This is a genomic window from Clostridium beijerinckii, from assembly GCF_018223745.1.
GTDB classification, from domain to species: Bacteria; Bacillota; Clostridia; order Clostridiales; family Clostridiaceae; genus Clostridium; species Clostridium beijerinckii.
Map to the genome: position 1 here is coordinate 1,434,536 of NZ_CP073653.1, position 12,454 is coordinate 1,446,989.

General features: G+C 30.9%; 11 protein-coding genes. All 11 read left to right on the plus strand.

Annotated elements, in window-relative coordinates; all coding sequences use genetic code 11:
- Positions 1-21: 21 nt before the first annotated feature.
- The 11 genes from topA to rseP all read left to right on the plus strand — a co-directional run bounded on the left by topA (position 22) and on the right by rseP (position 12,379).
- The gene (gene topA, locus KEC93_RS06595) at positions 22-2,115 is read left to right on the plus strand and encodes a type I DNA topoisomerase (protein WP_039772254.1); all 2,094 of its coding nucleotides are present in this window, start codon (positions 22-24) and stop codon (positions 2,113-2,115) included.
- 208 nt (positions 2,116-2,323) lie between these two features.
- Positions 2,324-3,100, plus strand: coding sequence for a GTP-sensing pleiotropic transcriptional regulator CodY (gene codY / locus KEC93_RS06600; RefSeq protein ID WP_011968524.1), 777 nt, complete (start codon positions 2,324-2,326; stop codon positions 3,098-3,100).
- Between the two features lie 541 nt (positions 3,101-3,641).
- On the plus strand, positions 3,642-4,343 hold the full coding sequence (gene rpsB, locus KEC93_RS06605) for a 30S ribosomal protein S2 (RefSeq protein WP_011968525.1): 702 nt from the start codon (positions 3,642-3,644) through the stop codon (positions 4,341-4,343).
- A 95-nt stretch (positions 4,344-4,438) separates the two neighbouring features.
- Entirely contained in the window at positions 4,439-5,356 is a 918-nt protein-coding gene (tsf, locus tag KEC93_RS06610; protein ID WP_011968526.1) for a translation elongation factor Ts, read from the plus strand.
- A 108-nt stretch (positions 5,357-5,464) separates the two neighbouring features.
- Positions 5,465-6,187, plus strand: a complete 723-nt coding sequence (pyrH, locus tag KEC93_RS06615) for a UMP kinase (RefSeq protein WP_011968527.1) — start codon at positions 5,465-5,467, stop codon at positions 6,185-6,187.
- A 228-nt stretch (positions 6,188-6,415) separates the two neighbouring features.
- Positions 6,416-6,973, plus strand: a complete 558-nt coding sequence (gene frr, locus KEC93_RS06620; protein WP_011968528.1) for a ribosome recycling factor — start codon at positions 6,416-6,418, stop codon at positions 6,971-6,973.
- A 412-nt stretch (positions 6,974-7,385) separates the two neighbouring features.
- The gene (locus tag KEC93_RS06625) at positions 7,386-8,144 is read left to right on the plus strand and encodes an undecaprenyl pyrophosphate synthase (protein WP_077868864.1); all 759 of its coding nucleotides are present in this window, start codon (positions 7,386-7,388) and stop codon (positions 8,142-8,144) included.
- 15 nt (positions 8,145-8,159) lie between these two features.
- Complete coding sequence (locus KEC93_RS06630; protein ID WP_023973317.1) at positions 8,160-8,954, plus strand: phosphatidate cytidylyltransferase; 795 nt, start codon at positions 8,160-8,162, stop codon at positions 8,952-8,954.
- 140 nt (positions 8,955-9,094) lie between these two features.
- Positions 9,095-10,063: an AI-2E family transporter gene (locus KEC93_RS06635; protein ID WP_011968531.1), complete on the plus strand. Its 969-nt coding sequence runs from the start codon at positions 9,095-9,097 to the stop codon at positions 10,061-10,063.
- Between the two features lie 124 nt (positions 10,064-10,187).
- A complete protein-coding gene (dxr, locus tag KEC93_RS06640; RefSeq protein ID WP_077868865.1) occupies positions 10,188-11,351 on the plus strand; it encodes a 1-deoxy-D-xylulose-5-phosphate reductoisomerase in 1,164 nt (387 codons plus the stop codon).
- A gap of 17 nt (positions 11,352-11,368) precedes the next feature.
- Complete coding sequence (gene rseP / locus KEC93_RS06645) at positions 11,369-12,379, plus strand: RIP metalloprotease RseP (protein WP_011968533.1); 1,011 nt, start codon at positions 11,369-11,371, stop codon at positions 12,377-12,379.
- Positions 12,380-12,454: the final 75 nt, after the last annotated feature.

Here is a 12,454-nt window from a genome sequence, read left to right on the forward strand (position 1 = left end):
TAAATTTTATGGAGTTATACTATGGGTCAAAAACTTGTAATTGTTGAGTCGCCGGCTAAAGCAAAAACAATCGGCAAATATTTGGGTAAGAATTATATTGTAGAAGCATCAATGGGACACGTAAGAGATTTACCTAAGAGTACATTAGGTGTTGATATAGAAAATAACTATACTCCTAAGTATATAACTATTAGAGGAAAAGGAGAATTAATAGATAAACTAAGAAAGGCTGCAAAAAAAGCAGAAAAGGTTTATCTCGCAACTGACCCCGATAGAGAAGGTGAAGCGATTTCGTGGCATTTAGCCAATATATTAAAAATTTCAGAGGATGAAACATGCAGAATTGTATTTAATGAGGTTACAAAGACAGCTGTAAAAGCCTCTATAAAACAAGCTAGAAAAATAGACTTGGATTTAGTTGATGCCCAACAAGCAAGAAGAATATTAGATAGACTTGTTGGTTATGAAATAAGTCCGATTTTATGGAAAAATGTAAAGTGGGGACTTAGTGCAGGAAGAGTACAATCAGCTGCTTTAAAATTGATTTGTGACAGAGAAAAGGAAATAAATGAATTTATACCAAAGGAATATTGGTCAATAGACTGTACACTTAAAAAAGAAAAAAAGAAATTTCCAGTTAGGCTATCAACATATAAAGGAAAGAAGATTGAGATTGGAAATGAAGAAACATCAAATGGAATTATAAAAGAGCTTAATAAGGGAAACTTTGTAGTAAAAAGTATAAAAAAAGGTAAGAAAAATAGAAATCCGCTTCCACCTTTTACAACAAGTACTCTTCAACAGGATGCAAATAGAAAATTAAATTTCATGACAAAAAGAACCATGTCGATTGCGCAAGTTCTTTATGAAGGTGTTGAAGTTAAAAATTATGGTACAGTCGGATTGATAACATACATGAGAACTGATTCGGTAAGAATTTCAGAAGAGGCTCAAGAAAGCGCAAAAGAATTTATAGAAGGTACTTATGGAAAAGAGTATCTTCCAGGTGCTCCTAGAGTATATAAAGGTAAGAAAAATATTCAGGATGCTCATGAAGCGATAAGACCTACTTATGTAGAGATTACACCTGAAATTGCTAAAGAAAATTTAAATCCAGAGCAATATAAATTGTATTCTCTAATATGGAATAGATTTGTTGCAAGTCAAATGGCGTCATGCGAATTAAATACACACTCAATAGATATAGAAAATGGAGACTATAAATTTAAAGCATCTGGTTCAGTAATCTCTTTTGATGGTTTTATGAAAATATATGAATACTCAAATGAAGAAGATGAGAATTCTGTAATATTACCAGAGCTTAAGGAAAATGAAGAGTTAAAAGTGGAATCACTAAATGGAACACAACATTTTACACAACCACAGCCAAGGTATACTGAAGCATCTTTTGTTAAATTATTAGAAGAAAAAGGTATAGGCAGACCTAGTACTTATGTTCCAACAATTTCAACTCTTCTAGGAAGGAATTATGTTATTCGTGAAAAGAAGAATCTAATTCCAACTGAACTTGGTGAAATAGTAAATAATATTGTAAGTGAATATTTTAGGCAAATAGTTGATGTTGATTTTACGGCAGATATGGAGAGAAAGCTTGATGATGTAGAAGAAGGATCTGAGAATTGGACTCAAATAGTAGAGGAATTTTTTAGTCCACTAAAAGTTGCTATTGAAAAGGCTGAAAAAGAAATATCTAAAGTAGTAATTGAAGATAAGGTCAGCGATGTAAAATGTGAAAAATGCGGTCGTATGATGGTTATTAAAAGAGGAAGGTTTGGAGAATTTTTGGCATGTCCTGGATATCCGGAGTGTAAGAATGCTAAACCTATAGTTGAGGAATTAGATGTTCCATGTCCTGAATGTGGAAAACCAATTGTAGCTAAGAAGAGCAAAAAGGGAAAGAAATTCTTTGGATGTTTAGGTTACCCTGAATGTAAATTTGTAAGTTGGTATGAACCAGTAAAAGAAAAATGTCCTAATTGTAATTCCTATATGGTAGCAAAGTATTCGAAAACAAAAGGAAACTATATACAATGCTCAAATAGTGAGTGTAATTATAAAGAAGAAGTAAAAAAAGATAACTCAAAAGAAGAGTAGAAATAAATACGAAGAAAACAGCTTTATAAGTAAATAAGTGATATTATTTTGTCGAATCTAATAAAAAGAGTGTTGAAAAGCAAGATTTTATATGATAAACTAGTCTTGGTAGCAACTTGTAAAAAAATTCAATAAATTAAGAATTTTCTAACAATAATATTCTTTTGCTAAATAATATTGTTATACAGCTGCCAAGGAGGATTATAATATGTCATCATTATTAACTAAAACTAGAATGTTAAATAAGATTCTGCAGAAATCTGGTACAGAACCTGTAGCGTTTCAAGATATATGTACATTATTAAGTGAAGTTCTTGAATGTAATGTGTACATAATAAGCAAAAAAGGGAAAGTACTTGGATATACTTTTGGTAAAGATTTTGAATGTGAAGCCATGAAGAAAAAAGTAATAGAGGATAAAAAATTTCCAGAAGATTATAATAAGACATTGTTGGAAGTTAATGAAACATTATCTAATCTCCCTAATGAAGGCAGATGTGTATTTCAAGAGATTGGTAAGTGCAAGAAGGTAGATAAGCTATCAACAATAGTTCCTATTATAGGAAGTAGAGAAAGACTAGGAACATTAATTTTAGCTAGATTCGGTAATCCATTTACTGATGAGGACTTAGTTATAGTAGAATATAGTGCAACGATTGTAGGTATGGAAATGCTTAGAGCTATGCAGGATGAAATAACAGAAGATACTAGAAAAAAAGCAGTAGTTCAGTTAGCTATAGGAACTCTTTCGTACTCAGAATTGGAAGCAGTTGAACATATTTTTGATGAGTTAAATGGAAATGAAGGACTTTTAGTGGCTTCAAAGATAGCGGATAAAGTTGGTATAACTAGAAGCGTTATAGTAAATGCACTTAGAAAATTTGAAAGCGCAGGAGTTATTGAATCAAGATCACTTGGAATGAAAGGTACTTATATTAGAATATTAAATGAAAAGCTAATAGATGAGTTAAAAAAGATTAAATAATAGATAGCTATAGACAAGTAATGGTCTATAGCTATTTTTTTATTCTTTTGGAATTTATAATTCGGTAAAATCTGTGAACAATTTTTGGGACGGGTAATTAACTAAGGGAGTATCTAAAAGAATGAAAAATAAATCGTATTCTCCAACTATATTTCTCTTAGATGTGTTCGAAAAGGTAGAAGCGTAAAAAAACTCTTGCTTAACAGCTTCAGAGATTTTCTTCTAAAGAAAAGTAAAAAATAAATTTTGAAGCACAATAATACAAATAATAATATATAGTTTATTCCATTTGTGTATAAGATTTAACTATTTTGAGAAGACTTTAAGATGATTAATAAAATTTTATTAAATACAAATAATGTGCATATTTTTATTTATGCAAGTTAAATTGAAAAATTTTTGTTGATACCATAAATACCTTATGATATACTACTTAAGGTAAGAAATACACACACTATCCAATTTATAGATTTGGTGCCCTTATTTTAAGGGAAATTTATAAGATGAAGATAGTGGAGGTAAAAACCAAGGAGGTAACAAAATGTCAGTAATATCAATGAAACAATTATTAGAAGCAGGTGTACACTTCGGTCACCAAACAAGAAGATGGAATCCTAAAATGGCTCCATATATCTTCACAGAAAGAAACGGGATCTATATAATAGACCTTCAAAAAACAGTTAAGAAAGCTGAAGAAGCTTATAACTTCGTTAAGCAAGTAGCTGAAGAAGGAAAAGATATACTTTTCGTTGGAACTAAGAAACAAGCTCAAGAAGCAATACAAGAAGAAGCTATCAGAAGTAACATGCATTTCGTAAATAATAGATGGTTAGGTGGAATGTTAACAAACTTCTCAACTATCAGAGGTAGAATAAGAAAATTAGAACAAATTGAAAAAATGCAAGAAGATGGAACTTTTGACGTTCTTCCTAAGAAAGAAGTTATAAAGCTTAAAGGCGAAATGGAAAAACTTGAAAAGAATCTTGGTGGTATCAGAAACTTAGATGCATCAAACGTTGGAGCAATGTTTATAGTTGATCCAAGAAAAGAAAAAAATGCTATCTTAGAAGCTAAGATTTTAGGAATACCAGTTGTTGCTATTGTAGATACTAACTGTGATCCAGAAGAAGTTGACTACGTAATCCCAGGTAATGACGATGCTATTAGAGCTGTTAAATTAATAACTGCTAAAATGGCTGATGCTATTATGGAAGGAAGACAAGGCGAACAATTAGCTGAGTAGTTTATATAAACTTTAAAAGGGTAAGTGAGTTCACTCCAACTGCCCTTTTATTAGGTGTTAAGGATTACTTTCGATATAGAGGAGGAATTAAATTTATGGCAAATATAAGCGCACAATTAGTTAAAGAACTAAGAGAAATGACTGGAGCTAAAATGATGGATTGTAAGAAAGCTCTAGTTGAAACAGAAGGAAGTATTGAAAAGGCTGTTGAATTCTTAAGAGAAAAAGGACTTGCAGATGCAGCTAAGAAGTCAGGTAGAGTTGCTGCTGAAGGTATAGTTAAGACATATATTTCAGATGATAAGAAAACAGGAACAGTTCTTGAATTCAACTGTGAAACAGACTTTGTTGCATTAAACGAAGAATTTGTTGGTTTTGCTGATAAGTTAGCTAAAATGGTAGCTGAAACTTCAGTTAAAACAGTAGAAGAACTTCTTGAAGAAAAGTTTGATGGAGAAGCAACAGTAGCAGAAAGTTTAAAAGCTTTAATAGCAAAACTTGGTGAAAACATGTCAGTAAGAAGATTTACTAAATTCGCTATTGATAATGGAATAGTTAGTAGCTATATTCATGGTGGTGGAAGAATTGGAGTTTTAGTAGAAGTTTCTTGTGATAAGGCTTCAGAAGTTTTAGATGAAGTTGCAAAAGAAGTTTGTATGCAAATTGCAGCAGCAAACCCATTATTCTTAGGTAAAGATGATGTTGATGCAACATCTATGGAAAAAGAAAAAGAAATCTATAGAGTTCAAGCTTTAAATGAAGGAAAACCAGAAAATATCGTTGAAAAAATGGTAATGGGAAGAATTCAAAAGTACTTTAAAGAAGTTTGTCTTTTAGAACAACCATGGGTAAAAGATTCTGATAAGACAATCAATAAATTCTTAGAAGAGAAATCTAAAGAGGTTGGTTCTCCAGTTAAGATAACTAGATTCGTAAGATACGAAAGAGGAGAAGGAATCGAAGTTGAAAAGGTAGACTTTGCTGAAGAAGTTGCAAGACAAATCGGTAAATAGTTGGAACCTAAAGAGAACACTTTGTGTTCTCTTTTTTTAAGAAATAAAGTACATATACTTATTAAAAAGGTTTTATTGATCCCTAAAATATTCAGGAGGTAATTATAAATGGCAGATTGTAAATACAAGAGAGTAATTTTAAAGCTTTCAGGAGAAGCGTTAGCAGGAGTTAATGGATTTGGGCTTGATTTTAGTGTAGCAAAAAGAATTGCGCTTGAAATTAAAGAATTAATTGATATGGGCGTTGAAGTAGGAACAGTAGTTGGTGGCGGAAACATTTGGAGAGGTAGAAGTGGAGAAGGCATGGACAGAACTACTGCAGATTACATGGGAATGATGGCAACTTGTATAAATGCATTAGCGCTACAAGATTCTTTAGAACAAGTTGGAGTTAAAACAAGAGTACAAACTGCTATAGAAATGAAGGAAATTGCAGAACCATTCATAAGAAGAAGAGCAATGAGACACTTAGAAAAAGGAAGAGTTGTTATATTTGCTGCTGGTACAGGAAATCCATATTTTTCAACAGATACTACTGCAGCGCTTAGAGCTGCTGAAATTGAAGCGGATGTAATTCTTTTAGCTAAAAAGGTTGATGGAGTTTATGATAAAGACCCTCATAAGTATTCAGATGCAAAAAAATATGATACACTATCATATATAGAAGTATTAGAACAAGGATTACAAGTAATGGACTCTACAGCAACTTCATTGTGTATGGACAATGAAATTCCTATCCTTGTATTTGGGTTAGATGAGCCGGGAAATATTAGAAGAGCTATGTATGGAGAAAATATAGGTACATTAGTTGCAACACAACCAAGAAAATAATAGGCCAGTATGCTTGTTTATTTTGTGTCGTTGGAAGCTCGACTCGCATGCGCTCGCTGAGTAAGCGATTCACACCAAATCATAGATTTGGGTTATCTGCTCATCAGTAAACTCTACTAATAGCCCTGCTATGAGCAGAATTTATTTCCTTGTGTGACGCGAAATATACGTTGCATCTTTGGTCTATTATTTCTTTTATGTCTTTAAAAAGAAATAGGAGGAAAAATCATGATTAAGGATATTATTCAAAATGCAGAAGAAAAAATGAAAAAAACAATATCTGTATTAAAATCAGATTTATCAACAATGAAAGCAGGAAGAGCGAACCCTACGATGCTTGATAGAATTCATGTTGAATATTATGGAAGCATGTGCCCACTTAGCCAAGTAGCTAATGTTTCAGCTCCAGAGCCAAGAGTACTTATGATAACACCGTGGGAAAAGCCTCTATTGAAAGAGATAGAAAAAGCTATATTGAAATCAGATTTAGGATTAAATCCTTCAAGTGATGGTTCAATCATCAGACTAGTAATACCAGAATTAACAGAAGAAACTAGAAAAACTCTTGTTAAAAATGTTAAGAAAACAGGAGAAGAAGCTAAAGTAGCTATAAGATCAATAAGAAAAACTGCTAATGATAAAATAAAAGCCTTGAAAAAGGATGAGGATTTATCAGAAGATCAAGTAAAGAAAGCTGAAGATGAGGTTCAAAAGAAGACTGATGCAGTTGTAAAGGAAATAGATTCTATAATTGCTGCAAAAGAAAAAGAAGTCTTATCGGTTTAAATTTTAAAGCCTGCTAGAAAAGCAGGTTTTTTCCTTAAGCAGATTTTAGAATTCAGAATTTAGTATATGAATAATTTATTCTTTGAACAAGCTGAAGAGTAAAAATCTAAATATATTATTTAGATTGGTTAATTTAGTTAACTCCTACAAGAGTTAACTTGTTTTTGAATAAAAGATAAGTTGTAAAGTAAACTTTTTCTCAGGGCAAGTGAAATATAGATTCAATATCTGTATGAATAAAATATTTGTGAAATTGTTGAAAAGTAATACATATTATTACATTTTGTTTAAATGAGGATAATTAGTAAAGACTTTATTGTTGACTTCATATGAAAAAGGTTTAGTATTAATAATGTATATAAAGAATATATGCGGGTAGGTCAAGTTTTTCTAATAAACTAGGGGGAGAAAGATGTTAAATATATTTAAATCAAAAAAGGAATTTAATCAAGATTTTGACTTGGATATGAATAACATACCAAATCATATAGCTATAATAATGGATGGAAATGGACGATGGGCAAAAGAACAGAATTTACCTAGAAGTATGGGACATAGAGCAGGAGTAGAGACTATTAGAAGGATTTTAAAGGAAGCAACAAGGCTTGGAATAAAAAATCTGACTTTATATGCTTTTTCAACTGAAAATTGGGCTAGACCTAAAGATGAAGTAGGAACACTAATGAAGCTTTTAGTAACTTATCTAAAAAGGGAACTAAAAGAATGCCATGAGAATGGAGTTAGAATGAATGTTTTAGGAGATACTTCGAAATTACCCAAGGAATGCCAGAATGCATTAGAAGAAGCTTTAGAAACCACTCGAAATAATACAAAAATAAATTTGAATTTTGCACTAAATTATGGTGGTAGAAATGAAATTGTCAGAGCTATAAAACTTATTAATTCAGATATAAAGAATGGCAAATTAAACGAAGAAGATATTAATGAAGCTTTAGTAGAGAAGTATTTATATACAAAAGGGATACCTGACCCGGATTTAATTATTAGACCATCAGGGGAACAAAGGCTTAGTAACTTTTTATTATGGCAATGTGCTTACTCAGAATTTTGGTATTCTGATATTAATTGGCCTGATTTTAAAGAAAAAGATTTAAGAAAAGCTATAGCGGATTATCAAAATAGAGATAGGCGCTTTGGAAAAGTTAAATAGAGGAGTGGTTAGATTTTGAAGTCTAATAATAGATATTTGGGTGCTGCTATGATTGCTCCATTTATAGTATTTGTATTTCTTGGAGGAATTTATCTTAAATGCTTTATATTCGCATTGTCAGCAATGGCTTTATGGGAATTTTACAATGCGTTAAAAGAGAATGATTTAAAACCAATGAGAAGTGCGGGATATATCCTGTTGATAATATATTATCTTTTGAATAACAATTTCGAAAATATGATGTATGTTGTTGTTGCTGCAACGTTCATATTATTGATATTTCCGGTTATAAATTTGAAATATACTTTTATTGACACATCACTAACATTGCTTGGATTTATATATTGTGGAATTTTATTTAGTTTTGTGTATCTTGTTAATGTGAAAGCACATGGTGAATTTTTAGTTTGGATTATATTTATAGGGTCATGGCTTTCAGATACAGCCGCTTTTTATAGCGGAAAGCTCTTTGGAAAGCACAAGCTTTCGCCTAAAGTGTCACCTAAGAAAACCATAGAAGGTTCAATAGGAGGACTTGTAGGAGCAACTGTTTTTACAGGTATATTTGGAATAGTAGTGCAAAGATATGTTAATATTATGCCGATATATAATTATTTCATTATCGGTATTTTATGCGGATTATTTGGACAATTGGGAGATTTGGTTGCATCATCAATAAAAAGATATGTAGGAGTAAAAGATTATAGTAATCTAATTCCTGGTCATGGAGGAGTTCTAGATAGATTTGATAGTATAATTTTTGCAGCAGCAGCAGTGTTTTATTACTTAACTTTTATAATAAGAATTTAAAAATTAGAGAGAAATTAAGCGTTATATAGTATAACTTATATAAGGCTTAATTTTTTTTTATATAAGTTAAGTTATGAAGTTTTTAACAAGAGATGATTGGCATATAATATACAAATATTAATAATTATTAAGTTAGTGAGGTGAAGAATATTTTTAAAACTTATAAGAAACTTTTCTCACTTTTATTGTCTTTCGTATTTGTATTAATAGGAACCTTTTTTATAAAATACTATTTTAAGCCGTTTTTATCCATGATTATAATAATTATAGTATGCGCTCCTATATACAAAATCATGATTAAGGCTAAAATGCCAAGTAAAATTGCGGGGGCTTTAAGTATTGTTACTGTCAATATTATTATAATACTTGTGACAATATATTTGGGAAGTGAAATTTTTTATATAATAAAAAAATTATACTTAACAAATTTAGAATGGATAGAGAAATTTATTCAAGATATTTCAGTTGCGCTAAATGTAAATTTTAATAATTTGGAAATTGGAAAGAGCGTAATATCCATAATTAATGATCAGAATATAAGGAAGGGAGCAGTAAATACTGGAGATAGTGTTTTAGCTTACTTTATAGGAAACATATGTGCTTTCTTTATATTGATTGATAAGTCAAAAATTTTAGAACTAATTTCTATGTTGCTTCCAAAGGAAATGATGATGAAATTTAGAGATCAAAAAGAAAATTTTACTCAAATGATTGGGATAGAAGGAATCTTAGTTATAATTTCAACTATGGAGATAATAATGGGATTTTGTATACTTGGAGTATCGAATTTTTTTGCCCTTGGTATAGTGTGTGGAATATTGGATATTTTGCCATATGTTGGAACTATAATTGTATTTATTCCGATTATAATATACAATATTATAATGAAGAATTTCCTTACTGCATTTGGTCTTATATGTCTATATATACTAGTGCAAGTTATTAGGGAAATACTAGAGGCTAAATTTTTAGGCGACAAATTAGATATGCATCCTCTTGTTATATTGTTATCTATATACATAGGAGTAAAAATATTTGGTGTTTTAGGTATATTAATTGGCCCAATGTATAGCATTCTAGCAAAAGAAATAATTTATAGTACTGAGTGATTATGAAGAATAAGGAATTTTAGTTTGATTTAAATAATTTATTTAAAGTTAATTAAGAGACTTTTAATCTTCGAATTAAACCTTGAGCAGTACTGATTAAGATTTGCTTTTAGGAGGAAAAAGAATGAAAAACATTTCTATACTAGGGGCTACAGGTTCGATAGGATCTCAGACCTTAGATGTAATAAGAAAATCAAATGGAGAACTAAAGCTTATAGGAGTAACGGCGAACACATCTGTAAAAAAAGTTATTGAGATAATTGAAGAGTTCAAACCTTCTTATGTAGGTATGATGGATGCTGTAAGTGCTCACGAAATAAAAAAGTATTGTGAAGAGCATAATAAAAAGATTAAAGTATTGGAAGGGATAGAAGGACTTGATAAGATAGCATCTTTAAATGAAATTGATATGGTAGTAACTTCTGTAGTTGGAATGATAGGATTAGAGCCAACTATGAAAGCTATAGAGGCAAAAAAAGACATTGCTCTTGCCAATAAGGAAACTTTGGTTGTAGCAGGCGAAATTGTGATGAAAGCTGCCAAAGAGAACAATGTAAAAATATTTCCAGTCGATTCGGAACACAGTGCTATATTTCAATGCTTAAGGGGGAATGATATAAATACTTTGAGAAAAATAATTTTAACTGCTTCAGGAGGACCTTTTAGAGGAAGAACTTTAGAAAGTCTTGAAGATATAAAGGTGGAAGATGCACTGAAACATCCAAAATGGAATATGGGGAGAAAAATTTCCATAGATTCTGCGACACTTATGAATAAAGGACTTGAAGTGATAGAAGCACATTGGCTTTTTAACTGTGATTATGATAATATACAGGTCGTAGTTCATCCACAAAGTATTGTGCATTCGATGGTAGAATATAATGATGGAAGTATAGTTGCACAACTTGGAGCACAGGATATGAGATTACCAATACAATATGCTCTACTTTACGAAAATAGGGAAAAGCGTATTGCAGATACAATAGATTTTTATGAAATATCTCAATTAACATTTGAAAAACCTGATATAGATACTTTTAAGGCTTTAAATTTAGCGTTTAAAGCTGGAAAAGCAGGTAGACTTATGCCAACTATTTTAAATGGAGCAAATGAAGCAGCGGTAGAGTTGTTTTTAGATAGAAAGATAAAATTTTTACAAATAGCTGACATAATAGAAAGATGCATGGAAGTATTTAAAACTCAGGCAAATAAAGAATTAACCCTAGAAAACATTATTGAGTTAGATAAAGAAGTTAAGGAATATGTAATAAAAAATGCGGTACTTTAAGGAGGGAAAAATTTAATATGTATATAATTTTGGCTATATTAGCATTTGGAGTCTTGATAATAGTTCACGAGCTTGGACATTTTACATTAGCTAAACTTAATGGGGTAAGAGTAGAAGAATTTTCAATTGGAATGGGACCGAAAATCTTTTCTAACCAAGGAAAAGAAACACAATATTCTTTGAGGTTATTTCCAATAGGTGGATATGTAAAAATGATGGGAGAGGAAGAAAGTGTTGAAGACGAAAGAAGTTTTTCAGCAAAATCTCCATTAAGAAGAATAAGCATAATAATTGCTGGTGTATTTATGAATTATGTATTAGCGATAGTTATTTTTACTTTCTTTATACATGCGTTTGGGTACACAAATAAGATTCCGACTGGAGTTACTCCAGATTCACCAGCCTCAGAAGCTGGGATTTTACCAGGAGATAAAATCGTGAAAGTAAATGGAATGAGAGCTTTCTCATACGATAATATTTCGGCTGGAATAGTATTAGCAAATGGAAATCCAGTAGATATTTCTATTGAAAGAAATGGAGAAAAGAAGGACGTTACGGTAACACCAATGAAGAATGAACAAGGACAATTATTAATAGGGCTTAATTTTGAAAGAATTCAAAATCCAGGATATTCAGAGAGTTTTAAGCAGAGCTTTAATCAGACAGCTTCGTTAGTTTCTCAAACTTTTAAAGGTTTAGAGATGATATTCACAGGTAAGGCTAATCTAAAAACTGATGTAGGTGGTCCACTTACAATAGTTAAGATTTCGGCAGAAACTGCTAAAGCTGGAATTTGGCCGCTACTTTACTTTACTGCTTTTTTAAGTGTTAATTTAGCTGTTTTTAATCTTTTACCTTTCCCAGCTTTAGATGGAGGCTGGTGTGTGATATTACTTATAGAGTTAATAACTAGAAGAAAGGTTCCGGATAAAATAGTTGGAGTTTTAAATTATATAGGATTTGCTGCACTTATAGGTTTGATGATATTAGTAACAATAAAAGATATATTGTTCCCTGTAAAGTTCTAAGAATAAAAAATGATTTTATAACTATAAAAAACTTGCATTCAGATTTGAAGTGATTCTTATATGAATGCAAGTTTC

What these genes read in the sequence shown, in the direction of transcription:
- topA (WP_039772254.1), top strand. Translation starts at nt 22, where the DNA reads ATGGGTCAAAAACTTGTAATTGTTGAGTCGCCGGCTAAAGCAAAAACA.
- codY (WP_011968524.1), top strand. Translation starts at nt 2,324, where the DNA reads ATGTCATCATTATTAACTAAAACTAGAATGTTAAATAAGATTCTGCAG.
- rpsB (WP_011968525.1), top strand. Translation starts at nt 3,642, where the DNA reads ATGTCAGTAATATCAATGAAACAATTATTAGAAGCAGGTGTACACTTC.
- tsf (WP_011968526.1), top strand. Translation starts at nt 4,439, where the DNA reads ATGGCAAATATAAGCGCACAATTAGTTAAAGAACTAAGAGAAATGACT.
- pyrH (WP_011968527.1), top strand. Translation starts at nt 5,465, where the DNA reads ATGGCAGATTGTAAATACAAGAGAGTAATTTTAAAGCTTTCAGGAGAA.
- frr (WP_011968528.1), top strand. Translation starts at nt 6,416, where the DNA reads ATGATTAAGGATATTATTCAAAATGCAGAAGAAAAAATGAAAAAAACA.
- KEC93_RS06625 (WP_077868864.1), top strand. Translation starts at nt 7,386, where the DNA reads ATGTTAAATATATTTAAATCAAAAAAGGAATTTAATCAAGATTTTGAC.
- dxr (WP_077868865.1), top strand. Translation starts at nt 10,188, where the DNA reads ATGAAAAACATTTCTATACTAGGGGCTACAGGTTCGATAGGATCTCAG.
- rseP (WP_011968533.1), top strand. Translation starts at nt 11,369, where the DNA reads ATGTATATAATTTTGGCTATATTAGCATTTGGAGTCTTGATAATAGTT.